Here is a 25173-nt window from a genome sequence, read left to right as displayed (position 1 = left end):
GTGATGCCGTTTCTAGGGTGTGCTCTTACCCCTGACTCGGTGCAGGTTGGGGAACTTCCCAGTCTCCCCCCAGGGCCTTGTGCAGCAGGACCACATTGGTGGCGCTGTTAAGCCGGGCCACGATTTCGGCATCCTGCACGCTGTTTTGCTGGCGCTCTGCGTCCAGCACCGAAAGGTGGTTGACCAGACCAGCCCGGTAGAGGGCCTTGGCCTTGGTGAGGGCGGTTTGCGCCTGTTGGTTCGCTTCGCCAAGATGCTTGCTGTATTGCAGGCTGTTGCCGTAGGCGACCAGGGTGGTTTCCACCTCGTTGAAGGCGCTGTTGACCTGGTTCTGGTAGGCCAGGGCCGCCTCTTTCAGACCCGCCTCCTGAATTTTGACCATGGCCTCGCCGCGGCCGCCGTCGAACAGGTTCCACGACACACCGGCTCCAAGGGCCCAGGTGGTCGAGCCCGATTCGAACAGGGAGCCTGTCTCGCCGGAGACCAGACCGGGGGCACCGGTCAGGAATACCTTGGGATAGCGGTCGGCGATGGCTGCGCCCACTTCCTGATTCTTGGCGGCGATGGCCCGCTCGGCGAGGGCGATGTCGGGTCGACGGGTCAAGAGCGACGCAGGCAAACCGGTCGGCACCAGCGCCGTCATGCTCGGCAGGGGCGCAGGCGAGAAACGGGCCCGGGTCTGGCTGACGGGCTCCCCCAGCAGCACGGCAAGCCGGCTCAGGTGCACGCTCCTGGCCGTCTCCAGCATGGGAAGGCTGGCCCTGGCGGTGGCCAGGCCGGCGCGGGCATTGGCCACATCGAGCTCCGAGCCGTAGCCGGTACGATTCAGGGATTCAACCATGGCCAGCGTCTCCTCCTGCTCGCGCAGGTTCTTGGTGGCGATGGCGATACGCTCCTCGGCGCCGCGATATTGCAGGTAGTTGCTGATCACATCGGCCGTCATGGCGGTGTTGAGCCCCTGGCGCATGATCTCGGCCTGCTCGGCGCGAATGGCGGCGGCCTGGCTCAGGCTGTCGATGCGACCGAACAGGTCCAGCTCCCAGGCGGCATTGATCCCGACAAACGTCTCGGTGGGATCCCTGTCCATCAGCTTGGCCGTGCCTCCCCCGAGCGCCGGGGGCAGGGCGATGCCACTCACCGCCTGTCCCATCAGCGCTTCGTTTTCGCTCAGGCGGATGTCGGCATAGCCGGCTCCCAGGGTCAGGGTTGGTACCTTGAACGACGCCACGGCGCTCTGGTAGGCCTGGGCCGCCTGAATGCGCTGGCTTGCGATCTTCAGAGTGATGTTCTGGCGCTGTGCTCTCGCCACCAGATCGTTGAGTTGGGGGTCGTGGAACTGGGCCCACCAGGTGTGGCCGGGTTCACCCTCGGTTGTGGTGCCCTGGGCCCCCTGATTGAGATAGACGCTGTTGAGGCGGCTCTCGGGGGGCTGGTAATCGGGGGCCATGGCGCATCCCCCCAGCATGATCAGGGTCGCAATCGCGCCCATGCTGCGCTTATTCATGGCTGTGTTCCTCTTCGGTGATCTGTTGACGGGCTGTGGCTTCTGCTTGTTGCTCCGCCCGGAAGAAGAGCATGTAGAGCGCAGGCATGATGAACAGCGAGAGCGCGGAGGCCGCGACCAAGCCGCCAATGATGGTGGCCGCCATCTGATCGAACAGGCTGTCGGTCAACAGCGGCACCATGCCGAGTACCGTGGTCAGCGCCGCCATGGAGATCGCCATGGTGCGGTTGAGGGTCGCCTCCTTGACCGCCTCGGCGATGGTGCGGCCACTACGCCGTTCCAGCTCAATCTGATCGAGCAGCACTATGCCGTTTTTGATGATCATGCCCGAGAGGCAGATCATGCCGACGATGGCCATGAAGCCGAATGGCTTGTCAGTGAGCAACAAGGCCCAGATGATGCCAATCGATGCCAGCGGCAGCGTGGTAAAGATGATGATGGGCTGACGATAAGCGTTGAACAGGGCCACCAGTATGATGAGCATCATCACCGCTGCCTTGGGGTTCTGCTCCATCAGATCGTCGATGGAGCGCTTTTCGTCGTAGTACTCGCCGCCCCAGTGCATCTCATAACCGGCGGGCAGTTTGATGGCCTCCAGCTGGGGGGCCAGCTCCTTGCGTACCTCGGAGGCGGTGGTTCCCCCTTTCACATCAGCCTGTACCGTGATGGCCGGGAGCCGGTTGCGGCGCCAGATCATGCTCTCTTCCCCGGTGATCTCGATGCCGTCGATGACCTGTCCAAGCGGCACGCTGTGCTGGCCGAGGACGGATCGCACCGGCAGGCTCTCCAGGTTTTCCAGGGAACCGTTGGCGCTTCGCAGCTTGATGGGGATCATGTCGTCCTGATGGCGCAGGGTGCCTATCTGTACTCCTTCGGTGGCGCGGCTGATGGCCAGGGCGATGTCGGTTCGGGTGACACCCGCCTGGCGAGCGGCTGCCTGGTTGATGATGGGGGTCATCACCTTGCTCTCCTGACGCCAGTCATCACGGATGTATTTGGTGTCGGGATGGGCCTGCAGGATGGCTTGCGCCTGTGCCGAGAGTTGCTTGAGCACCTTGGGATCCGGCCCTTCAAAGCGGGTCTCGATGCTGAACTTGTCCTTGGTGGCCAGCTTGAGCGGACGGAATCTGGGTTCGGCATAGGGGAAGCGGCTTGCGAGCCAGGCATCGCCCCGGGCGACCAGCGGTGCTATGTCGTCAAACTGTTTGGTGTTGATCAGGATCTGGCCGTAGCTCTGATCCAGCGGCTCCGGCTCGATGGTCACCGAGAAACGGGGGGCGCTCTCGCCCATGTAGCTGGAGATGCTTGCCACCTCGGGTTGCTGCAACAGCCACTGTTCGATCACCTTCATGTCCTGGGAGACGTTGTCGATGCGACCGCCGCTCGGCAGCCAGTAGTCGAGAAAGACGATGCTGCGATCCGAGCTCGGCATGAAGTTGACCTTGAGCAGGGGGGCGCTCAGCACGGTGAGCAGCAACAGGGGCAACACCAGGGCAAGGGCGCTCTTGGGGTTCTCCACCGTCCAGTTGACAGCCTGGTGATACAGGCGGGCCGCCTTGCTCTTGGGCGCGCTGCTCTCATCCTGGTCAGATGCCTTGATGAAGGCCCAGCACATCAACGGGGTGACCACCATGGCGACCACCCAGGAGAGCAGCAGGGAGCTGCACAACACCTGGACGATGGAGAGGGAGAACTCCGCCGAGTCAGTCTGGGAGAGCAGCACGGGGGCGGTGCCGAGGGAGGCGATCACGGTCGCCCCCAGGAGCGGCAACGCCATCTCCTGTACCGACTCCTTGACGGCGGTGGTGCGTTCTATTCCCTTGCGCAGCTTGGCAGCAAACAGATCCACGATGACGATGGCATTGTCGACCAGCATGCCGAGCGCCAGGATAAAGGAGCCGAGAGAGACGCGCTGCAGATCGACCCCGGTGAGGTTCATGTAGACCAGGGTGAACAATATGGTCAGCAACAGGCTGGCCCCGACTATGGTGGCGCTGCGCCAGCCCATGAAGACCAGCAGCACCACCACCACGATGACGATGCTCTCGATCAGGTTGAGCACGAAGTTGTTGATGGACTTCATCACCTCGGTGGGTTGGTAGGCGATGACGCCAACCCCGGTGCCAAGGGGCTGCTCGGCCTCGAATTGCTGCAATACCCGGGTCAGTTCGTCGCCGATGCTGACCACGTTGATCCCGTCCTGGGGGCTGACGGCGAGGGTGATGGCCTGCTGGCCGTTGTAGCGACTCTCGGTCAGGGCCGGGCTCTGGTAGGAGAGATAGACATCGGCCACGTCCCCCAGGCGCAATGTGCCTGTGCCAGCCCCGGGCTGCCCCGTGGTGAGCATCAGGTTGCGGATATCCTCCACGTTACGGTACTGGCCGCTCTGGGCGACGCGCAGGTTCTCGATACCGAGGTGATAGTCGCCGGTCTGCACCGGGACGTTCTGGCTGTTGAGCTGGGTGACAAGCTCCGCCAGGGAGATGTGGCTCTCCGCCAGGCGCTCATCGGAGACATCGATGTTGACTACCTGCTCGTTGACCCCGTGCAGTTGCACCTTCTTGACCCCGGGCACTGCCTTGATCCTGCGCTGCAGTTCACGGGCCTGATCTTTCAGCTGGTGCATGGGAATGTCATCGCCATAGACGGCGAACAGCATGCCATACACCTCGGAGAACTCGTCCTGCACTATGCTGACCTGGGCCTGCACAGGCAGCTCCAGCTTGACGTCCTGGATCTTGCGGCGCAGCAAGTCCCACTGCTGGGGCAGCTGGTCGGTGCCGTATTTCTCCTGCAGATCGACGAAGATCATCGAACTGCCGGGACGGGAGAGGGATCTGAGTTTCCACAGCGACCCCATCTCCTGGATCTTGGTCTCTATCTTGTCGGTGACCAGCTGTTCGACCTCCTGGGCGGTGGCGCCCGGATAGAGGGTGACGACGACGGCGCTCTTTACCGTGAAGGAGGGGTCTTCCAGCTTGCCCAGATCGAAATAGGAGTAGACCCCTGCGATGGCGCAGAGGGTGGCAAAGAAGATGACGAAGGTCTTTTGCCGGATGGCGAACAATGAGAGATTCATGACTGCCCATCCACCTGGTTGATGACGGCGATGGCCTGACCCTCTTTGAGCAGGGCGCTGCCGGCGGTGACGATCTGATCGCCTGCGTTGAGTTCACCCTCCACACAAAGGGTGTCGTGGCGCTGGCTGACGATGGTGACGGGCACGTGGCTCGCCGCCGCGGCCTTGATGGCCACCACCTGGGGTTGTCCACCCAGGCTCTTGATGGCCGTGGCGGGCAGGCAATAGATGCGCTCGCCCGCGGGCAGGGCCAGCTCGACGTTGATGGATTTGCCGGGCACCAGCTCGGGCGAGTTATCCAGCAGCTTGAAGGTCACCTTGTAGGTGCGCTTGAGGGGATCCGGCAGGCTGGCGATCTCGGTGCTGACTGCCTTGACGCTGGCCTCCTGGCGGTACCAGGTTACATTGGCCTGCATCCCGCTTCTCATCTGGCCAATCTGCTGTTCCGGTACGTCGACCACGGCATCGAGCGCGGTCGGCTGGTGCAGGGAGAAGACAGGCTGGCCCGGCGAGGTTTGCTCATGTTCCTCGATAAAGCGCTGGCCGATGATCCCGTCAAACGGCGCCTTCAACTCGCTGTAGGCGAGAGCGTCTTCGGCTTGCTTGAGGGATTGTTGCAGCATCTGGACCCGGGCATTGGCCTGATTCTGGGCGCTGGTGGCGCGCTCCAGGTTGATGCTGGCCATGGCCCTGTCCTGCACGGCCTGGCGGGTGCGGCTCAGTTCGACGATTGCCAGCTTGTAGGCGGCTTTCGCCTCGCTAAGCTGGGCCTTGATGGCATCTCGCTGAACCCGGAAATCATGGGGGTCGAGGCGTGCTATTACCTGTCCCTCGCTCACCCTGTCCCCCTCCTTGACCAGGATCTGCTCCAGGGTGCCCGGTACACGAAACGCGAGGCTGGCACTCTGGTGCGACTTGATCTCGCCGCTGAACTTCAGGCTGTAGAGGCTCTTGCTGTCGGAGAGCTGCATGGCATTCACCGGCCGCGGCGGCTTGACCACTTCGGTGGCCGTGTCGGTGCCGCAGCCGGCGAGCAGGCTTCCCAGTATGAGTACCGAGAGGCAAGGAGGGGAAAACAGGGGGTATTGCATGGGGAAAATCCAGTTATTCAGGTGTGATGGATATATGTTATCGAATCCAATTGGTGAGATAATCAGGGTTAAATTGTCATCACTGTCTCAATTTTTGTGACAATGAAGAGATAAGGGACGCAGACGACATGTTGCGGAGTGGGATGAAGAGGCGGGAGCCGAGATGAAGATCGATGATCTCAAACTGTTTTTGTCAGTGGTGGAGCTGGGGGGCTTTACCAGTGCCGCCGATGCGCTGAATATTCCGCGCTCCAACGTGAGCCGGCGGATAAAGGATCTCGAGGACGAGCTGAATGTGAAGCTGCTGACCCGAACAACCCGCCGGCTGACCATGACCTCGGTGGGGCTGGAGTATTACAACAGCCTGCAAAACATCATTCCCATGCTGGATCATACTCACGAGCAGATCCGGACCCAGAGCCACGAGCCTACCGGCAACATCAAGATTGGCCTGCTCAATGAGTCCGACATCTTCATCCACGATCTGCTCAAGCGCTTTTTGGAGAAATACCCCAAGATCAACATAGAGCTGCATCTGAGCAGTGTCGGCTACCGGGATATCTTCAATTACGGCCTGGATGCCAGCATCCATATCGGCGTGGTGAACGATGGCAGCTTCGTCGCCAGGCCCATCATGCCCTTCACCCGCAAGCTCTATGCAACCCCCCACTATATAGAGCGGCACGGCAGGCCCGAGTCCCTCGAGGATCTGCACCAGCACAACGTGCTGACCCTGCGCCTGCCGGATGGCCAGCTGGACAACCGGCTGATCTTCAATCGGGGCGAGGTGGTGATCCACAGCAGGGTGATCTCGAACAGCTCCTATTACATCCGTCATGCGGTCTTTCAGGGGGATGGCATCGGCATCTTGCCGGAGATCATCGTCAAGTCGTTCGTCGAGAGCGGCGAGCTCATCGATCTGCTGCCGGAATATGAAACCACCCTCGACAACATCTGGCTGGTCTATCCCGGCAAGAAGGGGCTCTCCTACGCGGCGCGCCTCTTCATCGACTACATCCTGGCGGAGATGGCGAGTATTCTGCCCGAGCAGAAGCCGCGGCAGGTGGCGGTGAGAGCGCCCCGCGAATAGCAGGTGGCCGCTGCTGCCTTGAATCCGGAGAGCCATGCTGGCAACATGTTGTTCACATCAACTCATCGGATCAGTTTGCATATGGACTTGCAACGTTTGAAAGCCAACCTGTCGCTGCGGCTGTTTGCCTGGCGCTATATTCCCGTCATCGGATTTTGTGCCCCCGTCATCGAACAGATGGACGCGCGGGCGTTGCGCATTCGTATCCCGCTGGGCTGGCGTACCCGCAACCATCTCGGCAGCATGTATTTCGGGGCGCTCGCGACCGGCGCCGATCTGGTGGGTGGCCTGCTGGTGATGGAGAAGGGGCGGCAGCGGCGCAAGAAGGTGCACTTTGCCTTCAAGGATGTACAGGGGGAGTTTTTGAAGCGCCCGGAAGGGGACGTACAATTTGACTGCGCCGCGGGGGAGGAGATCGATGCCATGATTGACGAGTCGCTGGCGAGCGGTCAGCGCATCAACCGCCCCATCCAGGTGGTGGCCACCTGCCCGTCGCTAAACGGGGATGAGGCGATGGCGCGCTTTGTGCTGACCCTCTCCATCAAGGCCAGCTAAGTTCAAGGAAGAGGGCGCGCCTCTTCCATCAAAGGTGGGGATCAGCCGATTTGCGGGCTCATTCCCTCTTTGACCACCACCTTCATGCCGTTGAAGTTAACCACCTGCTCGGCCACTATCTTGCAGCGCTTGCGGGTTTCAACCTGACCGTCCACTTCCACCAGACCTTCGGCGATCAGCGCCTTGGCGGCGCCGCCGCAATCGGCCCAGCCCTGATGCTTGATCAGATCACACAAGGCAACGAAGGGGTGACCTTCGAGCAGAAACGTTTCCATGGGAAATCCTCTAGATGGATGAATGCCGAAACAGCAGGGCGGTTATTCTAGGCAGTTCGGGTCGTCAAGGAAAGGGCAAGGGCGCCTGTCTGCGGGCAATTGTGGCTTGCAAGACCATTTTAGGGACACACACCATAGCAGTCAGCCCGGCACTGGCCGGGCTGACTGAGATCATGGGGCAAACCGCTTTTAGCCAAACTTGACCACGGCTTCCCCGCTGACGGCGATGGCGCCGGTTGCCGTCAGGATGCGGGTGGCCAGGGTGATGATGGGCTTGTCGCTGCGCAGGGCGATGATCTCCACCTCTGCCGTCACCTCATCCCCCACAAACACCGGCTGCTTGAAGGCGAGGCTCTGACCGAGATAGACGGTGCCCTTGCCCGGCAGTTGCTGACCCAGCAGCCCCGAGAAGAGGCTGGCCAGCAGCATGCCGTGCACGATGGGGCGCTCGAACGGCGTGGTGGCGGCGAAGGCGGGATCCAGGTGCAGAGGATTGAAATCCTCCGACAGCCCGGCAAAGGCCGCTACCTCTGCCGCCCCGAACCGCTTGGTCAGGCTGGCCTTTTGGCTCACCTCGAAGGGGAGCGTGCTCATGCGGGCTCCTCCTCGGGTGTCGGCACAAAGACCGGGTTGAGCCGTACCTTGACGTAGCCACCGGGCGCTGCCCCCAGACCTTCGCTCGGGATGCGGGCGGGGATGGGGGCGGGATCCTCTTCCCGGCTCTGAATGAAGGCTGCCATCTGCGGCCACCAGGAACCTGGGGTGTGGGTCGCGCCGGCGAGCCACGCCTCGGGGCTGGCGGCTTCGGCGTCGTTCTGCCAGAAGCCGTACTTGTTGGCATCCGGCGGATTGATGATACCGGCGATGTGGCCCGATTCGGCCAGGATGAAGCGCTGCTCGCCACCGAACAGCTTCATGCCCTGCCAGGTGCCCTGCCAGAGGGCGATGTGATCGTCCATGGCCGACACCAGCAGCACCGGGGTCTTCACCTTGGCGAGATCGATGCGGGTGTGGCGGATCTTGAGCTCCCCCTTCACCAGCTGGTTTTCCAGATAGAGCCGGCGCAGCAGGCTGTTGTGGGTCTTGCCCGCCACGTTGGTGCTGTCGCTGTTCCAGTGCAGCAGATCGAACGCCACCGGGCTCTGCCCCTTGAGATAGCTGTCGATGTAGTAATTCCAGTAGAGGCTGTTCTCCCGCAGCAGGCTGAAGGAGACCGCCAGCTGGCGCCCGTCCATGATGCCTTTGGCCTCGTTCTGGGCCTCCAGCGCCGCAATGATGGGCTCGTGGATGAAGATGCCAAGCTCCCCCGGCTGGGAGAAGTCGAGCAGGGTGGTGAACAGGGTGGCGGAGCGAACCCGCTGCTTCTGGCGCCGGGCGGCCAGCCAGCCCATGGCGAGTGACAATGCGGTGCCGCCGATACAGTAGCCGATGCCGTGCACTTCCCGCTCGCCGGTGGCCGCCTCCACGCCATCCAGTGCGGCGATGACGCCGTCCACCACGTAGTCGTCGAGATCGATGTCGGCCTGGGCCGGACCCGGGTTGCGCCAGGAGATCATGAACACCGTCTGGCCCTGGGCAACCAGCCAGGCCACCAGGGAGTTCTGGGGCCGCATGTCCATGATGTAGTACTTGTTGATGAAGGGCGGCACGATCAGCACCGGCGTTCTGGCCACCGTCTCCGTGGTCGGGCTGTACTGGATGAGCTCATAGAGCTCGGTGCGTTGCACCACCCGGCCCGGGGTCAGCGCGAGATCTCGGCCCAGCTCGAAGGCGGATTCGTCGGTCAGGCGGATGTTGAGGTGATCGGCGCTGCGTTCGAGATCTTCGGCCAGCAGGGTCAGCCCGCGCACCAGATTCTGGCCGTCTGACTCCAGGGTGAGCTTGAGCAGCTCCGGATTGGTAGCCAGAAAGTTGCTGGGGGCCATGGCGTTGATGTACTGGCGGGTAAAGAAACGCAGCCGCTCCCGGCTCTTCTGGGGCACCCCCTCGAGGGCATCCACCGAGTCCAGCAGGTGTCTGGCGGTCAGCAGATAGGATTGCTTGAGGTAGTCATAAATGGGCTGCTCGCTCCAGGCGTCGGCCTTGAAGCGGCGATCGCTGCGCTCCGGGGCAATGACCGGCTCGCTCTGCTGGCCTGCACTCTTGAGCAGGGTGTGTTGCATCAGCTTGAGCTGATCCTGCCACCAGTTCATCTGGGCATTGATCAGTTGCCAGGGCTGCTGGCTGCCCTGTTCCAGCACCTGGCCGAGATCATCGAGATTGGTCTGCAGCAGGGCCTGGGCGGTACGCTCGGTCTGCGCCTTGGCTATGTCCAGCAGCTTGTCGTTGTAGTGGGCCAGGGCCTCGAACAGCGGGCCGTAAGATGATTGGCTCATGTTCTCTCCTTCACCCATCCCCGGCGCAGGGCGAGCCTGTCGTGACGGAGCATGGGGAGATGTGGCTGCCCGCAACGGGCAGCCAGGGGGATATCAGGCCTTGCCCGTGCTCTTTTTGATGCCGTCGGCAGTCAGGGCGTCCAGATCGTCCTTGAACTGCTGGCCGAGGGCGTTGAGCTTCTGGATGTCGTCCAGCATCTGGCGGGAGAGCTGGCTGGCGGTCTCCAGCTGGACGGTGCCGAGGGCTGCCAGGCTCTGGGCATCCTGCACCTTGCCGGCAGCCTGCAGCTGGTTCAGCCCCAGCTCGGCATAGGCGTTGGCGGAGGCCAGCTGCAGCCGGGTCAACTGTTCGATGTTGCTGGCCAGCAGCTGGTTATAACGGGTGAGGGGGGCGGCAAAGCCTTGCATCTGCTCGGTAAAGGTCTTGATTACGTCCATATTCATCATGGTCTCCAGTTCGGCAGAACAGTGTTGTTGTGGGTCCATTGACCCTTCTTTCGGGTACAGCTCGTCATCCCTGTCTTACGTGTTGTTCGCTCTGTTCAAACACACGTTTGAGCATTCTGCAGCCAAAGGGCCTTTGGTGTAAATGACATAAATGTTAATTTCTGTTTGAATTTTTTTGTCAGCCGCGCTGGTCAGGTCATGGATTCAGACGAGTGGTGACGCAGGGGAGGGGTTGGGGCCTCGTCCCCTGGGGCAAGCGCTGGTACCCTTGAGCCACACTCCTCTTCTCAAGGAAGCCCCGATGAAGCCTCTTGCCCTGCTGCTCGGCGGCAGCACCCTGTTCCTCGCCGGCCTGGCCCAGGCCAGCACCCCTGTCCAGATCTCCCTGCCCGGCGTCAATCTGCCTGCGTCCCATCAGGTGGAAGGGGGGAGAGCCTCTCTTCTCTATGGCCGAACCGGGCAGGTGAAGGGGATCGACCTGCCGATCTTCGCCCTCTCCGACGTGGATCAGTTTACCGGTTTGCAGCTCGGGGTTTTTCTCGGGGCCGGGCGAGTGCGCCACCAGTTTGGCGGGGTGGCCATCAACGCGGTCAACTGGCATGACGGGCAGGATACCGGCGTCAACCTGGGTTTTGTCAACCTGACCAACAATGTGAAGGGGCTCAACTGGGGGGGCGTCAACATTGCCCGGGGCAATGCGCTGGCCAACATCGGCTTCATCAACTATGCCGAACGTACCACCTTCCAGATTGGCTTTGTCAATGCGACCAAGCATCTGGACGGATTGCAGATTGGGCTGGCCAACTATGCCGAGAACGGCGTATTCCCCATTCTGCCGCTGGTGAATTTCCAGAAATCCTTCTGACGGCACAATCCGTTTTGCGTTAAGGGCCGGCGCTGATTACCCTGTGCCCCTTGAACCCGCGACAGGTGAAGAGGTAACAGATGACGGCAGGGCAGATGAACGCAATCGGAATTGGCTGGGATGTGCGCGGCTGGCAGGGCAGCGCCCAGGCGGTCGCCGTGGTGGGATGGCAGTCGCAAAGCGACACCCTGCACTGGCTGGGGGTCTCGCCGCTGTTTCGTTTGAGCTCGCGGGTGGCGCCGGATCTTGCTTCCTTGCTGCGTCCGGCCCTGCAAAACGAGCTGACCCTGATGCAGGTGGAGGCCTGTTCGCTCCTAGCCCTTGGCATCGATGCGCCGCTCGCTTTCCCGCGTGCGCTGGGAGATCTGCTTGCCGGCAAGCCGCTCTCCTGCGCCGTGCCGGAGCGGGAAATAGACAACCCCTACGCCTATCGTGACTGCGAGCGCTGGCTGCACCAGCAGTATGGCAAGAAGCCCCTCTCGGCCACCTTCGACCGCCTGGGCAACAACGCGACCCTGGCCCTCTCCATGCTTCCCCACCTCGCGGATCTGCAACTGGTTCCCAAGGTGCAGGAGCGGGCCGAGCGCGCCGTGCTGGAAGTCTATCCGGCTCTGGCCAAACAGGGAGGAAAGGCCTCGGCAGCGCGCCCCGAACTGGCCGCCTTGTTGCCAGAGGGATTAGTAGCAGGCACAGATCGTTACGACGCCGCCCTGTGCGCCCTGATGGCGCTGCAATATGCCGCCGCTGGCAGGGTGAGCCAATTGCCACCTCTGGTGATGCCACCCGCCGGGATGGCCCGCGACGAAGGCTGGGTCTATCACTTCAACACATCCTGCGCCTCATAGCGGGCAGGCACTGATCCGCCCCGTTTTGGCGGGGCGGGCAAGAGCGCACCAGCTGGTGGCATCCTGGTTGGCAGACAACGTTGACCGGATCGTTGAAATTCAGTGGCGATATTTTGCTCGCATATGCCATCAAACAAGAGATGACATTCCCCAACTCAATGCCTGTTAACACGAGACAGCGTTACAGAATGTCGCTTGGCAAGCGCTAAATTGGTCAATTCGTCTGCAGTTGACGATTTTTCTTGTTGTTCGTGCCAGAGAGTGGTGGTGCGTCACTCTCTTCATCCGATATATTGCTTTTTCTCCTGACTCTTCTGTGTGGTGGTGCCGATGAAACGCATTCTCTCAATCCAGTCCCATGTGGTGTTTGGCTGTGCCGGCAACAGCGCCGCCGTGTTTCCCATGCGTCGTCTCGGCATGGAGGTGTGGCCCATCAACACGGTGCAATTTTCCAACCACACCCAATATGCCCAAGGGTGGCAGGGGATGGCGATGCCTGCCGGCCATATCAGCGCCCTGATTGAGGGGCTTGGCAATATCGAGGTGCTAAGCCGCTGCGACGCTGTGCTGAGCGGCTATCTGGGATCGGCCGAGCAGGGGGATGAGATCCTGACTGTGGTTCGGGCCGTCAAAGCCGCCAATCCAAATGCCATCTATTTCTGCGATCCCGTGATGGGCCATCCGGAGAAGGGATGTATTGTCGCCCCCGGTGTTACCCGTTTTCTCACCGAACAGGCATTGCCGGTCGCCGACATCATGGCCCCCAATCTGTTGGAGCTGGAGACCCTGTGCGACACCCATCTGACGGATCTGGCCCAGACCCGTGCCGCCGCCCATCGGTTGCTGGCCCAGGGCGTGAACATGGTGCTGGTCAAGCACCTGGGACGGGCAGCCCAAGACTCCGGTCGCTTCGAGATGCTGCTGGCCACTCCCGAGGGGGATTACCTCATTGCCCGTCCGCTCTATGAGTTTGCCCGCCAGCCGGTGGGGGTCGGGGATCTTATCAGTGCCCTGATGCTGGCCAATCTGCAGGCAGGGTTTGATGCGGTGAGTGCCTTTGAACGTACCAATGCGGCGGTGGATCGAGTGCTTAAGGAGACCTGGCGGGCCAATGCCTATGAGTTGCAACTCATTGCGGCGCAAGGCGCCTTTGCCGAGCCGGTTATCCAAGCCCGTGCCGAACGTCTGTCATGATGAGCGGGGGGAACCATTGGGTTGGCAGCACCTGATAATGCGTCGTCAGAGCGACTTGTAGAAAAAGAGGGTAGCCGCCAGGCTGCCGTCGGCACTGAGGGCAAAGTCCGGGATCTGGCCCGCCTCCTGGTAGCCCAGCTGGCGATAGAGGCGGGATGCCACATCCCCGACCCGGGTATCGAGCACCAGCAGACTGCGCTTGGCCTCGCGAGCGCCTTGTTCCATGGCGTGCATCAGGGCGCGGCCGATGCCCTTGCCACGGGCATGGGTGTGCACCATCAGCTTTTCCACCTCGGCCCTGTGCCGGCCGTTCGCCTTGCCGCAAAGTGCCAGCTGGATGGCGCCGACCGGCTGGCCTTCCTCGAGGGCAACCCACAACTTGCGCTTGCCTGCCGCCAGCTCCTCCTCAACCCCTTGCCAATAGGCGTCTCCCTGTGCCTCGCTCAGGGGAGGCAGGAATCCCACCGAGGCGCCGCTGGCCACGCAATCTTGCAGCAAAGTGATGAGGGCTGGGGCAGATCCTGTCGTGCTGTCCAGTTCAACGATATTCATGTGACGTCCTTGTCAAAAGGGGAAGCCTGCAGGCTCGCGTCGGGTCATATCCATAACAGGCGCCGTTTGGCATCAGCCATCGGCGCCATGCCTTGGTGCTATTTTCCGGGTCTGTGTCGCGTCGCCCATTCTCGGGCGTTGGCGCGCGGCAAAACGCTGTCAGCGGATCAAATGTTGCTCGGCCAGCCAGGCAAACAGCAGGCGGGAGACGGGGGAGACCTCATTGAGGTGGCGGCTGTCGAGCCAGCGCAGCTCGGCGATTTCGGCCGACGCCGTGGGGGTGCCCTTGGCCTCTCCCGTGTAGCAGCGCAGCCTGACTTCGACCCCGGCCGGCTTGCCGTCGGCCTGGGCACTGAACTCGCAGGCAAAGCGCAATGTGTCCGGCTGCAGGGTGACGGCCAGCTCCTCTTCAATTTCGCGAACAAGCGCCGCTTCATCGCTCTCTCCCGGTTCGCGCTTGCCGCCCGGGATGTAGTAGATGGATTTGCCGTGGGAGCGGGCGCAAAGTAGCTGACCCTCCTTGAAGGTCAACCAGGCGAGTTTGTCGATCATGGCAATGTGTTCTCCGGTTGAGTGGTGACTTGTTCGCACAATGTGCGATAGGAGCTGTGTTCCAGCTGGGCAGGGGAGAGGCCGAGTTGTGTCGCCAGCGCCTGCAGCTGCTGGCGATATTCGGGCAGTGCGGTCTCGTCATCGGTCATGATGGCCAGCTCGGCGAAGTCGCCGAGTCCTTCCAGATGATCCAGGGTGACGTGGAAGGGGCCGACAAAATAGATGCTGCGCCGTTTTTCAATGTTCAACACCTGCCGGTAGCCCAGGGTATACAACATGCTGACGGCCTTGTCGGTGTCGGGGATGTTGACTGCCTCGCAGCGATCCGGCTCGGGCCCTTTCACTATCCAGAGGCGGATGCCGGAGGGCTGCATGGTACGGATCACCAGGCTCTTGCCCTGTGCGGCCAGGGTGTGCTCTGGCGTATCGAAATAGCTGTCCCGCTCCCGGTTATCTTCCACCATCACCTGCGGGGTGAGGGCCGCCAGCGCCGCGCGAAAGGCGTCGCTATCTGCCAGTCGGTACTTGAACTCGACTTCAAAGCGGCCCTGAAAATGTGCCTGTGACATCAAGGGGTTCCTGCCGATTTGAACATGAATGACAGGCAGCCTAGCAAAGTTGGCCGACCGGCCCAAGGGGTTGGCGAATGGAATACAGAAACACTCTGTTTCCGGTGACGGAGCCTGTTTCGATGAGAGTATCCGGAGTTTTGTCAATGAAAGGGGATGGCGCGCTGGAGAGCCACTGCAGGCGCATCTCTTGGCAAAGGAGTGGATGCGGGCGTAAAAAGTCGCGCTGGCGCACAGGATGGGGCCGGCAGGCTGGGCGCAGGCGGAGCCCTGTGGTTTAATCCCTGCCACTTTGGCGGTAGCCGACCCGAGTGTGGCGGTGGTGCGGCGTTGACATATGCAGGTGAAAGAATGCAGATAACAGCACAGAACAACTTTATCGGATTGGGGGTGGCGGGCAACTTCGCCGGTCACCTGGAGCAGGCTGGTGAGGCCTCGGATTTCGTGGCCGTGGTGGTGTGCGACACCAGCGCACCCAAGGCGCTGTTCCCCTTCTATGTGCCGGGCCATCCGGGTCAGCTGGGGGTCTTCCCCTTGAGCGGCGATGCCATCTTCCTGCCACAGGCGGCGATCACCGGTGACGAGAAGGTGCAGATCGAGCCCGAAGTGGCGCTCTGGTGCGAGCTGGAGTACGCCGGAGATCAGGTGGTAGCGATCCATCCCCGCGCCTTTGGGGCCTACAACGACTGCTCCATTCGTCGCCCCAACGCCAAAAAAATCAGCGAGAAGAAGAACTGGGGAGCAGAGAGCAAGGGGCTGGCGGCCAGACTGCTGCCCCTTTCCGGTTTTGCGGCAGGCTGCGAGCTCGATGACTACCGCATAGCCTGCTATCTGGAGCGGGATGGCGAGCTGCACGCTTATGGCATCGACAGCGCGGCGGTGGATTACAGCTATTTCCACGGCCAGTTGCTGGAGTGGGCCATCGACAAGTTCAATCATCAGCAGGATGAGGGGCCGGCCGAGCATATCCAGGGGTTGCTGGCCCAGGCAGGCCGCCCGTCCCATGCGCTCATCAGCATAGGGGCCACCCGCTATACGCCGTTTGGCGAGACCCACTTCCTTCAGCCCGGCGACACCGCCTGCGTACTGGTCTATCCGGGCAGCCGTTACGGTGAGGCCGATATTCGTGACGCGATCCGCTCCCGCCAGTTTGCTCCCGACATGTCGGTATTGCTGCAGGCAGTCAGGAGCCGCTGATCCGGGCGCGCCTTGTAGGCGATCTCCCCTGTTACGCTTGCGCGGGCATGACGGGCGCTGTCTGACATGACCTGTCGCTTACCGGAAAGGAGCTGGAGCATGGTGAACATCAGAGGCTGTACCACGGACGATCTGGCAGGCTTGCTGGATCTCTATCGGGAGCTGCGTCCCCACGATCCTCCCCTGAGTGGCGAAGGAGCGCGCACGGCCCTGGAGGCGCTGTTGGCAGATCCCCGGGTGCGGCTCATCGTGGCCGAGGTGGACGGGGAGCTGGCCGCCACTTGCCAGCTGGGGATGGTCCCGACGCTGACCAATGGGGCCAGGCCGTTTGGCATCATAGAGCATGTGATCACGGCGGCCCGCTTTCGCCGCCGTGGCCTGAGCCAGAGGGTACTTGAACAGGCGCTGGCCATCGCCTGGGAGCAGGATTGCTACAAGGTGATGCTGCTGTCGGGGGAGGGGCGAGAAGGCGCTCACCGGCTCTACGAGAAGCTCGGCTTCAAGGCCGGGATCGAGCGGGGATTTGTCATTAAACAGGCGGATGTGGAGAAACAAGGCGCATTGCCCGGGTAAGGCTTGCTGACAGGTTTTTGGAGACAAAAACGGGGAGGGGTTTGATACCCTCCCCGTTTTTTACACGGATGGTCGCCAGCGTTGCCTGCAATCCTTATTTGCTGGCTACCTTGCTGACCACCTCGATCAGCTGATAGCGCAGGGAAGGGGCATCGGCCGGCACATTGGTGAGCCGCTCCTTGCTGACGGTGAGCTGGTAGCGATAGCCCGGCTCGAACTGGAATCCTTCAATTTGCTGATAGAAGAGGGTCCAGGGTTGTTGCTCGTCGCTGCGCACCTGCATGCACTTCATCGGGCCGACCCCGACACAGTGCACCAGCTGGCTGTTGACGTAGAGTGTCTCGCCCTGGGAGGGGGCAGGGGCGCTCTGGCAGGCAGAGAGCAACAGGGCGGCAGTGGCACCGAGGAACAGGGGTTTCATGACGGACTCCTTCAAATCGAAAGGGGCATTAGAACGGCAAACAAAAAGGCGGTCAATGACCGCCTTTGTAACAAGCCGTGTCGACGGGCGCCTTAACGCTGGTCGATGGGGACGAATTCCCGCTGCGGATGACCGGTATAGAGCTGACGCGGGCGACCGATCTTCTGATCATCATCCGAGTGCATCTCGTTCCAGTGGGCAATCCAGCCGATGGTACGGGAGATGGCGAAGATCACGGTGAACATGCTCATCGGGATGCCGATCGCCTTCATGATGATACCGGAGTAGAAGTCCACGTTCGGGTAGAGCTTCTTCTCGATGAAGTAGGGGTCGGACAGCGCGATGCGTTCCAGCTCCATGGCCACGTCCAGCAGCGGATCCTTGATCTGCAGCTCGGTCAGTACCTCGTGGCAGGTCTCGCGCATCACGGTGGCACGGGGGTCGTGGTTCTTGTAGACCCGGTGACCGAAGCCCATCAGACGGAACGGATCGTTCTTGTCTTTGGCCTTGGCAATGAACTCGGGGATGCGATCCACGGAGCCGATCTCTTCGAGCATCTTGAGACAGGCCTCGTTGGCGCCACCGTGGGCCGGACCCCACAGGGAGGCGATACCGGCCGCGATACAGGCAAACGGGTTGGCACCGGAGGAACCAGCCAGACGAACGGTGGAGGTAGAGGCGTTCTGCTCGTGATCAGCGTGCAGGGTGAAGATGCGATCCATGGCGCGCTCGACCACGGGGTTGACCTTGTACTCCTCGGTCGGCACACCAAACATCATGTGCAGGAAGTTGCCGGCGTAGGAGAGGGCATTGCGCGGCTGCATGAACGGCTGGCCAATGGAGTACTTGTAGCACATGGCGGCCAGGGTCGGCATCTTGGAGAGCAGACGGAAGGCGCAGATCTCGCGGTGCTGCTCGTTGTTGATGTCGAGAGCATCGTGATAGAAGGAGGACAGGGCGCCGACCACACCGCACATGATGGCCATGGGGTGGGAGTCACGACGGAAGCCGCGGAAGAAGAAGGCGATCTGCTCGTGCACCATGGTATGGCGGGTCACGGTACGCTGGAAGTCGGCGAACTGGGCCTTGGTGGGCGCTTCGCCGTACAGCAGTATGTAGCAGACTTCGAGGTAGTTGGACTCTTTGGCCAACTGGGCAATGGGGAAACCACGGTGCAGCAAGACACCCTGATCCCCGTCAATGTAGGTAATGGCAGATTTGCAAGAACCGGTAGCCATAAAGCCGGGGTCAAAGGTGAAATACCCTTGAGCACCCAATTTTCTGACATCAATCACATCCGGACCGACTGTGCCGGAGAGGATCGGCAATTCGACCGGATCTTTTCCGGGCAGGTGTAGGGTGGCTATCTTATCAGCCATAGCACGTCTCCTTTGCTCTTTATAATTTGGTTCCAGTCCTACTCTATTACGACTTTCATGACGCTGGCAAAGGTTGTCACCCGTACCAAGGCCGGCTGGAGCGCCTTATTTGAAACAGAGTTCCCTATCAATGTCAATTTAGCTGAATGGCCATTACGGAATTGTTAAATTAAATATGCGATCCGGTTTGCGCTTTTGGTTTTCTTTGTAGCTATTTGATTGTCTTCGGTTAAGCCCATCGATATACTGCGCCACGTGGGTCATGGCTGCTGGTGTTTGAAACGCTTTGGCAAAGCCTGATGTGAAACCGAAAACACGATTTTTGGCTTTTTCAGAGTGTTTTGGTAACAAATAACCAACAATCACCATCCCGTGCCCTCAGGAGTGAGTTAAAACAATAACTAACGTGCTCAATGGAGCTGAGTGGGCAAGCGTGAAAAATAAACAGAGACCGGTCAACCTCGACCTACAGACGATCAGCTTTCCTGTCACTGCCATTGCATCCATCCTGCACCGTGTATCAGGGGTTATCACCTTTGTTGCACTGGGCATCTTGCTGTGGATGCTTGGTACTTCACTCGCCTCTCCCGAAGGGTTTGAAACAGTGGTTGCCATCACGGACAACTTCCTGGTCAAGCTCGTGCTGTGGGGGATCCTGACTGCGCTGGCATACCACATAGTGGGCGGCCTGCGTCACCTGGTCATGGATATGGGCTATTGGGAAGAGCTGGAATCCGGTAATCAGAGCGCCCGTGTGGCCTTCGTGATCACCGCGGTTTTGGCACTATTGGCGGGAGTACTGGTATGGTAACCAATTCTGCAACCTTCGGGCGCAGCGGCGTTCACGATTACATCCTGATCCGCGCCACCGCCCTCATCATGACCTGTTATGTCCTCTACCTGGTGGGCTTTGTCGCCTTCAATGACATTACCTACGAGGTGTGGACCGGCTTTTTCGCCAACACCTTCACCAAGGTTTTCACCCTGTTGACCCTGCTGTGTGTGCTGATCCATGCCTGGATCGGTCTGTGGCAGGTGCTGACCGACTATATCAAGCCAGTGGGGCTGCGCGGTGCGCTGCAATTCGTGCTGGTGGTGGTGCTGTTTGTCTATCTGATGACGGGTTTCGTCGTGCTGTGGGGTGTGTAAGGTGACTATTCCAACTCGTGAATTTGATGCGGTCGTGATTGGTGCCGGTGGTGCCGGCATGCGCGCCGCGCTGCAGATTGCCCAATCCGGCAAGAGCTGCGCTCTGTTATCCAAGGTTTTCCCGACCCGTTCCCACACCGTTTCCGCCCAGGGCGGGATCACGGTTGCCCTGGGCAATGCCCATGACGACAACTGGCAGTGGCACATGTATGACACCGTCAAGGGTTCCGACTATATCGGTGACCAGGAAGCGATCGAATACATGTGCAAGACCGGCCCGGAAGCCATCTATGAGCTGGAGAACATGGGTCTGCCCTTCTCCCGCTTCGACAACGGCCGGGTCTACCAGCGTCCGTTTGGTGGTCAGTCCAAGAATTTCGGTGGCGAGCAGGCCGCCCGTACCGCGGCGGCTGCCGACCGTACCGGCCACGCCCTGCTGCACACCCTGTACCAACAAAACGTCAAGAACAAGACCACCGTCTTCTCCGAGTGGTATGCGCTGGATCTGGTGAAGAACCAGGACGGCCACGTGGTGGGTTGTACCGCCATCGACATGGAGAGTGGCGAGGTCGTCTACTTCAAGGCCAAGGCCACCGTGCTGGCCACCGGCGGCGCCGGTCGCATCTACCAGTCCACCACCAACGCCCACATCAATACCGGTGACGGCGTCGGCATGGCCCTGCGTGCCGGAGTCGGCGTGCAGGACATGGAGATGTGGCAGTTCCACCCCACCGGCATCGCCGGGGCAGGGGTACTGGTGACCGAAGGGTGCCGTGGTGAAGGCGGCTATCTGCTGAACAAGGACGGCGAGCGCTTCATGGAGCGTTATGCACCGAACGCCAAGGATCTGGCCGGTCGCGACGTGGTGGCCCGTTCCATCATGATCGAGATCCGCGAAGGCCGTGGCTGTGACGGTCCCTGGGGCCCGCACATCAAGCTCAAGCTGGATCACTTGGGCAAGGACGTGCTCGAATCCCGTCTGCCAGGCATCTGCGAACTCTCCCGCACTTTCGCCCACGTGGATCCGGTCAAGGAGCCGATCCCCATCATCCCGACCTGCCACTACATGATGGGCGGCGTGCCGACCAACGTGAATGGCCAGTGCCTGACCCAGGACAAGAACGGCAACGATGTGCCGGTAGTCGGTCTGTTTGCGGTAGGCGAAATTGCCTGCGTCTCCGTACACGGCGCCAACCGTCTGGGTGGCAACTCATTGCTGGATCTGGTGGTGTTTGGTCGTGCCGCCGGCATGCACCTGGTCAACACCCTGGGCGAGATGGAGCACGGTCGCGAGGCGTCCGAGTCTGATCTCGATGCCGCCCTGGCCCGCTTCAACCGCTGGGAAAATACCCGCAGCGGCGAAGATCCGGTACAGATCCGCAAAGACCTGCAGCGCTGCATGCAGAACAACTTCTCCGTGTTCCGCGAAGGGGAGGCGATGGCCGAAGGCCTTGCCGAGCTGAAAGTGATCCGCGAGCGCCTCAAGTCAGCCCGTCTGGACGACACCTCCAGGGAGTTCAACACCCAGCGCATCGAGTGCCTGGAGCTGGACAACCTGATGGAGACGGCGTTTGCCACTGCGGTGGCGGCCAACTTCCGTACCGAGAGCCGTGGCGCCCACTGCCGCTTCGACTTCCCGGATCGCGACGATGAGAACTGGCTGTGCCACAGCCTCTATCATCCGGACACCGAGTCCATGACCCGTCGCGCTGTCAACATGTCTCCGAAAACCCGTGAGGCATTCCCACCCAAGGTGCGGACTTACTGATTGCGGAGCCAAACAAGATGAACGTCACTTTCTCTGTCTACAGATACAATCCGGATGTTGATAACGTCCCCCATATGAAGGAATATCGTCTTGATATTCCTGAAGGTTCCGACATGATGGTGCTCGATGCACTGATCCAGCTCAAGGAGCTGGATCCCACGCTCGCCTTCCGCCGCTCCTGCCGCGAAGGGGTCTGTGGATCTGATGGCATCAACATGAATGGCAAGAACGGTCTTGCCTGCATCACCCCGCTCTCCGATCTGCTGAAGAAGGGCAATACGGTGGTCATCCGCCCCTTGCCCGGCCTGCCGGTGATCCGTGATCTGGTGATCGACATGACCCAGTTCTACACCCAGTGGGAGAAGGTCAAACCCTTCCTCATCAACGATGACAAGTTGCCGCCCGTGCGTGAGCACCTGCAATCCCCCGAAGAGCGCGCCAAGCTGGACGGCCTGTACGAGTGCATACTCTGTGCCTGCTGCTCCACCTCTTGCCCCTCCTTCTGGTGGAATCCCGACAAGTTCATCGGTCCGGCCGGGTTGCTTGCAGCCTACCGCTGGCTGGCAGACAGCCGCGACACCGCGACCACCGAGCGACTGGGTAATCTGGACGACGCTTTCAGCGTGTTCCGCTGCCACGGCATCATGAACTGCGTGAACGTCTGTCCCAAAGGCTTGAATCCGACCAAGGCCATCGGTCAGATCAAGTCGATGTTGCTCAATCGGGCTGTTTAGTATCCGGGCCAGCCAAGCACTGGCCCGACTTCTGGATAGCCATCCTGACCGTGTAAGGGATGGCTATTTAAACCCTACAAGCTGCTGCGCAGTAACAAGAAGTACAAGGGATAGAAATGCATAACGGCGTGATGAAGGCCTGGTTGGAGTCATCTCACCTGGCTGGTGCGAATGCAAGCTATATTGAGGATTTGTACGAATCCTTCCTGGAAAACCCCGAATCCGTATCCGATGAGTGGCGCAGCCTGTTCCAGGACCTGCCGCAAGTCAATGGCCATGCGGTTGAACAACCCCACTCCCAGGTCCGCGATTATTTCCGTCGTCTGGCCAAGGACGCTTCCCGTTTCAGTGCCCCCGTCTCCGATCCCCAGGTGGATGCGAAGCAGGTGCGGGTGCTGCAACTGATCAACGCCTTCCGTTTCCGCGGTCACCAGAACGCCAACCTCGACCCTCTGGGTCTGTGGCAGCGCGAGCCCGTAGCCGAACTGGATCCGGCCTTCCACAACCTGCAGGGCGCAGACATGGAGGCCACCTTCAACGTGGGCTCCTACGCCATCGGTCCCGAGACCATGGTGCTCTCCGATCTCTACGCCTCGCTGAAGAAGACTTACTGCGGCAGCATAGGCGCCGACTACATGCACCTCACCTCGACCGAAGAGAAACGCTGGCTGCAACAGCGTCTCGAATCCATCGAAGGGACGGGGAGCTACACCCTCGAAGAGAAGACCCGCTTCCTCGAGAGCCTGACCGCCGCCGAGGGGCTAGAAAAATACCTGGGGGCCAAGTTCCCCGGAGCCAAGCGTTTCTCCCTGGAAGGGGGCGATGCCATGGTGCCCATGCTCAAAGAATTGATCCGCCGCGCCGGTGAGCAGGGCTGCAAAGAGGCCGTCATCGGCATGGCCCACCGTGGTCGCCTGAACGTACTCATCAATGTGCTGGGCAAACGTGCCCAGGAACTGTTCGACGAGTTTGCCGGCAAGCACGGTGAATCCTGGGGCACCGGCGATGTGAAGTACCACATGGGCTTCTCGTCCGACTTCGCCACTCCGGGCGGCAACGTCCACCTGGCGCTCGCCTTCAACCCGTCTCACCTCGAGATCGTCAACCCCGTGGTCATCGGCTCCGTGCGTGCTCGTATGGATCGTCGTGGTGACAAGGATGGCTCGACCGTGCTGCCCATCACCATTCACGGTGACTCGGCCATGGCCGGTCAGGGCGTGGTGGCCGAGACCTTCAACATGTCCCAGACCCGTGCCTATGGCGTGGGCGGGACAGTGCGCATCGTCATCAACAACCAGGTAGGCTTCACCACCTCCTATCACCGCGACCTGCGCTCCACCGAATATTGCACCGACATCGCCAAGGCCGTTCAGGCCCCCGTACTGCACGTCAACGGGGACGATCCGGAGGCCGTGGTGCTGGTGACCCAGATTGCCCTGGATTATCGCAACACCTTCAAGCGCGACGTGGTGATCGAGCTGGTCTGCTACCGTCGTCACGGCCACAACGAGGCCGACGAGCCGAGCGCGACCCAGCCCTTGATGTACCAGAAGATCAAGCAGCACCCGACCCCGCGCAAGATCTACGCCGATCAGCTGGTGGCGGAAGGGAGCATCACCCAGGAGCTGGCTACCACCCTGGTCAACGACTATCGCGATACCCTGGATCGGGGCGAGCGGGTGAGCAAGGAGTGGCGCCCGATGGAGCTGCACTCCGTCGACTGGACGCCCTACCTCGGTCACGACTGGAATATGCCCTATGACAGCACAGTGCCGATGGATCACTTGAAGGCCCTCGGCGAGCGGGTGAGCCAGTATCCGGCGACCCATGTGCTGCAGCGCCAGGTCGAGAAGATCTACGAAGACCGCCGCCTGATGGCCGCCGGCGAGAAGCTGCTTGACTGGGGCTTTGCCGAGACCCTGGCCTACGCCACCCTGGTGGACAAGGGCTCCCGCATCCGCTTCACCGGGGAAGACTCCGGCCGTGGCACCTTCTTCCACCGCCACGCCGTGCTGCACAACCAGACCGATGCCAGCACCTATACCCCGCTGTGCAACTTGCACGACGAGCAGGGGCCGTTCGAGATTTACGACTCCGTACTGACCGAAAACGCGGTGCTGGCCTTTGAATATGGCTACGCCAGCGCCGAACCGGCCGGTCTCACCATCTGGGAAGCCCAGTTCGGCGACTTCGCCAACTGCGCCCAGGTCGTGGTCGACCAGTTCCTCTCCTCCGGCGAGCAGAAGTGGGGCCGGATGTGCGGTCTGACCATGCTGCTGCCCCACGGTTACGAGGGGCAGGGCCCGGAGCACTCCTCCGCCCGTCTCGAGCGCTATCTGCAGATGTGTGCCCAGCACAACATGCAGGTGTGCGTGCCGTCTACCCCGGCGCAGGTGTTCCATATGCTGCGCCGTCAGGTGGTGCGCCCGATGCGCCGTCCGCTCATCGTGATGACGCCCAAATCCCTGCTGCGCCACCCGCTGGCAGTGAGCAAGCTCGAAGAGCTGGCCGAAGGCACCTTCCAGAACGCCATCGGCGAGATCGATGCGCTGGATCCGAAAGGGGTCAAGCGCGTGGTGTTCTGCTCCGGCAAGGTTTACTACGACCTGCTCGATGCCCGTCGCAAGGCGGAGCAGCAGGACGTGGCCCTGGTGCGCATTGAGCAACTCTACCCCTTCCCGGAAGAGGAAGTGCGCGCCATCCTGGCCGACTACAGCCATGTCACCGATTTTGTCTGGTGTCAGGAAGAGCCGCAGAACCAGGGCGCCTGGTACTGCACCCGTCATCACTACGACAGCGTGCTGCCAAGCCATGCCCGTCTGCGTTATGCCGGTCGTCCGGCCTCGGCCTCACCCGCCGTCGGTTACATGTCCGTCCACGCCAAGCAGCAGAAAGCCTTGGTGGAAGATGCCCTTACCCTGTAATAAGCCTCTGGCATAGAAGTAAAAAGGAACTGATT

Annotated in this window: 25 protein-coding genes; 12 read left to right on the top strand and 13 right to left on the bottom strand. The window is 61.1% G+C overall.

The annotated features are described in order from the left end of the window. Positions 1-25: 25 nt before the first annotated feature. From BN1123_RS18595 to BN1123_RS18585, 3 genes are read right to left on the bottom strand one after another with little or no spacing between them, the layout of a single operon-like run. Positions 26-1504: an efflux transporter outer membrane subunit gene (locus BN1123_RS18595; protein WP_042028914.1), complete on the bottom strand. Its 1479-nt coding sequence runs from the start codon at positions 1502-1504 to the stop codon at positions 26-28. Next, the gene (locus BN1123_RS18590; RefSeq protein WP_042028913.1) at positions 1497-4583 is read right to left on the bottom strand and encodes an efflux RND transporter permease subunit; all 3087 of its coding nucleotides are present in this window, start codon (positions 4581-4583) and stop codon (positions 1497-1499) included. The genes BN1123_RS18595 and BN1123_RS18590 overlap by 8 nt, the downstream gene beginning before the upstream one ends. After that, positions 4580-5674 (bottom strand): efflux RND transporter periplasmic adaptor subunit, encoded by a 1095-nt coding sequence (locus BN1123_RS18585; RefSeq protein WP_052449284.1) that lies wholly within the window; start codon positions 5672-5674, stop codon positions 4580-4582. The genes BN1123_RS18590 and BN1123_RS18585 overlap by 4 nt, the downstream gene beginning before the upstream one ends. Positions 5675-5837: 163 nt before the next feature. On the opposite strand from BN1123_RS18585, the gene BN1123_RS18580 reads away from it, so the two are divergent. Next, positions 5838-6764: a LysR family transcriptional regulator gene (locus tag BN1123_RS18580; RefSeq protein WP_042028911.1), complete on the top strand. Its 927-nt coding sequence runs from the start codon at positions 5838-5840 to the stop codon at positions 6762-6764. Positions 6765-6845: 81 nt separating this feature from the next. Further along, on the top strand, positions 6846-7319 hold the full coding sequence (locus tag BN1123_RS18575) for a DUF4442 domain-containing protein (RefSeq protein WP_042028910.1): 474 nt from the start codon (positions 6846-6848) through the stop codon (positions 7317-7319). A gap of 41 nt (positions 7320-7360) precedes the next feature. On the opposite strand, the gene ybcJ is transcribed toward BN1123_RS18575, so the two are convergent. The 4 genes from ybcJ to BN1123_RS18555 form a co-directional block, all read right to left on the bottom strand. Next, positions 7361-7594 carry a ribosome-associated protein YbcJ gene (gene ybcJ / locus BN1123_RS18570; RefSeq protein WP_026457996.1) on the bottom strand — a complete coding sequence of 78 codons (234 nt, stop codon included), beginning with the start codon at positions 7592-7594 and terminating at the stop codon, positions 7361-7363. Positions 7595-7783: 189 nt separating this feature from the next. Continuing rightward, positions 7784-8188, bottom strand: coding sequence for a MaoC family dehydratase (locus tag BN1123_RS18565; protein ID WP_042028909.1), 405 nt, complete (start codon positions 8186-8188; stop codon positions 7784-7786). After that, entirely contained in the window at positions 8185-9969 is a 1785-nt protein-coding gene (locus BN1123_RS18560) for a class I poly(R)-hydroxyalkanoic acid synthase (protein WP_042028907.1), read from the bottom strand. The genes BN1123_RS18565 and BN1123_RS18560 overlap by 4 nt, the downstream gene beginning before the upstream one ends. A gap of 93 nt (positions 9970-10062) precedes the next feature. Next, positions 10063-10413, bottom strand: a complete 351-nt coding sequence (locus tag BN1123_RS18555; protein ID WP_005300428.1) for a phasin family protein — start codon at positions 10411-10413, stop codon at positions 10063-10065. Positions 10414-10717: 304 nt separating this feature from the next. Between BN1123_RS18555 and BN1123_RS18550 the strand changes: the two genes are divergently transcribed. From BN1123_RS18550 to pdxY, 3 genes are all read left to right on the top strand, one after another. Next, a complete protein-coding gene (locus tag BN1123_RS18550) occupies positions 10718-11281 on the top strand; it encodes a VC2662 family protein (protein ID WP_042028906.1) in 564 nt (187 codons plus the stop codon). Between the two features lie 80 nt (positions 11282-11361). Further along, a complete protein-coding gene (locus BN1123_RS18545) occupies positions 11362-12126 on the top strand; it encodes a DUF429 domain-containing protein (RefSeq protein ID WP_042028905.1) in 765 nt (254 codons plus the stop codon). Positions 12127-12456: 330 nt separating this feature from the next. Next, positions 12457-13320 carry a pyridoxal kinase PdxY gene (gene pdxY / locus BN1123_RS18540; protein ID WP_042028904.1) on the top strand — a complete coding sequence of 288 codons (864 nt, stop codon included), beginning with the start codon at positions 12457-12459 and terminating at the stop codon, positions 13318-13320. A gap of 45 nt (positions 13321-13365) precedes the next feature. Here pdxY and BN1123_RS18535 read toward each other — a convergent pair whose 3' ends face one another. The 3 genes from BN1123_RS18535 to cyaB form a co-directional block, all read right to left on the bottom strand. After that, positions 13366-13872, bottom strand: coding sequence for a GNAT family N-acetyltransferase (locus tag BN1123_RS18535; protein WP_042028902.1), 507 nt, complete (start codon positions 13870-13872; stop codon positions 13366-13368). A gap of 159 nt (positions 13873-14031) precedes the next feature. Further along, the gene (locus tag BN1123_RS18530) at positions 14032-14424 is read right to left on the bottom strand and encodes an NUDIX hydrolase (protein ID WP_042028901.1); all 393 of its coding nucleotides are present in this window, start codon (positions 14422-14424) and stop codon (positions 14032-14034) included. Then, positions 14421-14993 carry a class IV adenylate cyclase gene (gene cyaB, locus BN1123_RS18525; RefSeq protein WP_042028900.1) on the bottom strand — a complete coding sequence of 191 codons (573 nt, stop codon included), beginning with the start codon at positions 14991-14993 and terminating at the stop codon, positions 14421-14423. The genes BN1123_RS18530 and cyaB overlap by 4 nt, the downstream gene beginning before the upstream one ends. 351 nt (positions 14994-15344) lie before the next feature. On the opposite strand from cyaB, the gene BN1123_RS18520 reads away from it, so the two are divergent. Then, entirely contained in the window at positions 15345-16190 is an 846-nt protein-coding gene (locus BN1123_RS18520) for a DUF5718 family protein (protein ID WP_042028899.1), read from the top strand. A 99-nt stretch (positions 16191-16289) separates the two neighbouring features. After that, complete coding sequence (locus BN1123_RS18515; RefSeq protein ID WP_042028898.1) at positions 16290-16763, top strand: GNAT family N-acetyltransferase; 474 nt, start codon at positions 16290-16292, stop codon at positions 16761-16763. A gap of 94 nt (positions 16764-16857) precedes the next feature. Here the strand turns inward: BN1123_RS18515 and BN1123_RS18510 are convergent, their stop codons facing one another. The 3 genes from BN1123_RS18510 to BN1123_RS21530 form a co-directional block, all read right to left on the bottom strand. Next, positions 16858-17184, bottom strand: coding sequence for a DUF4377 domain-containing protein (locus BN1123_RS18510; protein ID WP_042028897.1), 327 nt, complete (start codon positions 17182-17184; stop codon positions 16858-16860). A 92-nt stretch (positions 17185-17276) separates the two neighbouring features. Beyond that, entirely contained in the window at positions 17277-18563 is a 1287-nt protein-coding gene (locus BN1123_RS18505) for a citrate synthase (protein ID WP_042028895.1), read from the bottom strand. Between the two features lie 153 nt (positions 18564-18716). Beyond that, entirely contained in the window at positions 18717-18932 is a 216-nt protein-coding gene (locus tag BN1123_RS21530; protein ID WP_124240398.1) for a hypothetical protein, read from the bottom strand. Positions 18933-18996: 64 nt separating this feature from the next. Here BN1123_RS21530 and sdhC point away from each other — a divergent pair, with 64 nt between their 5' ends. The 5 genes from sdhC to sucA all read left to right on the top strand — a co-directional run bounded on the left by sdhC (position 18997) and on the right by sucA (position 25138). Then, entirely contained in the window at positions 18997-19374 is a 378-nt protein-coding gene (gene sdhC, locus BN1123_RS18500; protein ID WP_197064530.1) for a succinate dehydrogenase cytochrome b556 subunit, read from the top strand. Then, on the top strand, positions 19368-19712 hold the full coding sequence (gene sdhD, locus BN1123_RS18495) for a succinate dehydrogenase, hydrophobic membrane anchor protein (protein ID WP_026456529.1): 345 nt from the start codon (positions 19368-19370) through the stop codon (positions 19710-19712). The genes sdhC and sdhD overlap by 7 nt, the downstream gene beginning before the upstream one ends. A gap of 1 nt (position 19713) precedes the next feature. Further along, positions 19714-21480 carry a succinate dehydrogenase flavoprotein subunit gene (gene sdhA / locus BN1123_RS18490; RefSeq protein ID WP_026456530.1) on the top strand — a complete coding sequence of 589 codons (1767 nt, stop codon included), beginning with the start codon at positions 19714-19716 and terminating at the stop codon, positions 21478-21480. Positions 21481-21497: 17 nt separating this feature from the next. Next, complete coding sequence (locus tag BN1123_RS18485) at positions 21498-22214, top strand: succinate dehydrogenase iron-sulfur subunit (protein WP_026456531.1); 717 nt, start codon at positions 21498-21500, stop codon at positions 22212-22214. 116 nt (positions 22215-22330) lie between these two features. Further along, positions 22331-25138, top strand: a complete 2808-nt coding sequence (gene sucA / locus BN1123_RS18480; protein WP_042028891.1) for a 2-oxoglutarate dehydrogenase E1 component — start codon at positions 22331-22333, stop codon at positions 25136-25138. Positions 25139-25173 lie beyond the last annotated feature (35 nt).

This window comes from Aeromonas enteropelogenes (assembly GCF_000819845.1).
In the GTDB taxonomy this organism is placed as follows: Bacteria; Pseudomonadota; Gammaproteobacteria; order Enterobacterales; family Aeromonadaceae; genus Aeromonas; species Aeromonas enteropelogenes.
The sequence above is the reverse complement of the archived record's forward strand: the minus strand, read 5'-3'. Positions and strand labels throughout refer to the sequence as shown.

Coding starts and splice junctions, on each gene's coding strand:
- BN1123_RS18595 (WP_042028914.1), bottom strand. CDS start 1,504: ATGAATAAGCGCAGCATGGGCGCGATTGCGACCCTGATCATGCTGGGG.
- BN1123_RS18590 (WP_042028913.1), bottom strand. CDS start 4,583: ATGAATCTCTCATTGTTCGCCATCCGGCAAAAGACCTTCGTCATCTTC.
- BN1123_RS18585 (WP_052449284.1), bottom strand. CDS start 5,674: ATGCAATACCCCCTGTTTTCCCCTCCTTGCCTCTCGGTACTCATACTG.
- BN1123_RS18580 (WP_042028911.1), top strand. CDS start 5,838: ATGAAGATCGATGATCTCAAACTGTTTTTGTCAGTGGTGGAGCTGGGG.
- BN1123_RS18575 (WP_042028910.1), top strand. CDS start 6,846: ATGGACTTGCAACGTTTGAAAGCCAACCTGTCGCTGCGGCTGTTTGCC.
- ybcJ (WP_026457996.1), bottom strand. CDS start 7,594: ATGGAAACGTTTCTGCTCGAAGGTCACCCCTTCGTTGCCTTGTGTGAT.
- BN1123_RS18565 (WP_042028909.1), bottom strand. CDS start 8,188: ATGAGCACGCTCCCCTTCGAGGTGAGCCAAAAGGCCAGCCTGACCAAG.
- BN1123_RS18560 (WP_042028907.1), bottom strand. CDS start 9,969: ATGAGCCAATCATCTTACGGCCCGCTGTTCGAGGCCCTGGCCCACTAC.
- BN1123_RS18555 (WP_005300428.1), bottom strand. CDS start 10,413: ATGAATATGGACGTAATCAAGACCTTTACCGAGCAGATGCAAGGCTTT.
- BN1123_RS18550 (WP_042028906.1), top strand. CDS start 10,718: ATGAAGCCTCTTGCCCTGCTGCTCGGCGGCAGCACCCTGTTCCTCGCC.
- BN1123_RS18545 (WP_042028905.1), top strand. CDS start 11,362: ATGACGGCAGGGCAGATGAACGCAATCGGAATTGGCTGGGATGTGCGC.
- pdxY (WP_042028904.1), top strand. CDS start 12,457: ATGAAACGCATTCTCTCAATCCAGTCCCATGTGGTGTTTGGCTGTGCC.
- BN1123_RS18535 (WP_042028902.1), bottom strand. CDS start 13,872: ATGAATATCGTTGAACTGGACAGCACGACAGGATCTGCCCCAGCCCTC.
- BN1123_RS18530 (WP_042028901.1), bottom strand. CDS start 14,424: ATGATCGACAAACTCGCCTGGTTGACCTTCAAGGAGGGTCAGCTACTT.
- cyaB (WP_042028900.1), bottom strand. CDS start 14,993: ATGTCACAGGCACATTTTCAGGGCCGCTTTGAAGTCGAGTTCAAGTAC.
- BN1123_RS18520 (WP_042028899.1), top strand. CDS start 15,345: ATGCAGATAACAGCACAGAACAACTTTATCGGATTGGGGGTGGCGGGC.
- BN1123_RS18515 (WP_042028898.1), top strand. CDS start 16,290: ATGGTGAACATCAGAGGCTGTACCACGGACGATCTGGCAGGCTTGCTG.
- BN1123_RS18510 (WP_042028897.1), bottom strand. CDS start 17,184: ATGAAACCCCTGTTCCTCGGTGCCACTGCCGCCCTGTTGCTCTCTGCC.
- BN1123_RS18505 (WP_042028895.1), bottom strand. CDS start 18,563: ATGGCTGATAAGATAGCCACCCTACACCTGCCCGGAAAAGATCCGGTC.
- BN1123_RS21530 (WP_124240398.1), bottom strand. CDS start 18,932: ATGGTGATTGTTGGTTATTTGTTACCAAAACACTCTGAAAAAGCCAAA.
- sdhD (WP_026456529.1), top strand. CDS start 19,368: ATGGTAACCAATTCTGCAACCTTCGGGCGCAGCGGCGTTCACGATTAC.
- BN1123_RS18485 (WP_026456531.1), top strand. CDS start 21,498: ATGAACGTCACTTTCTCTGTCTACAGATACAATCCGGATGTTGATAAC.
- sucA (WP_042028891.1), top strand. CDS start 22,331: ATGCATAACGGCGTGATGAAGGCCTGGTTGGAGTCATCTCACCTGGCT.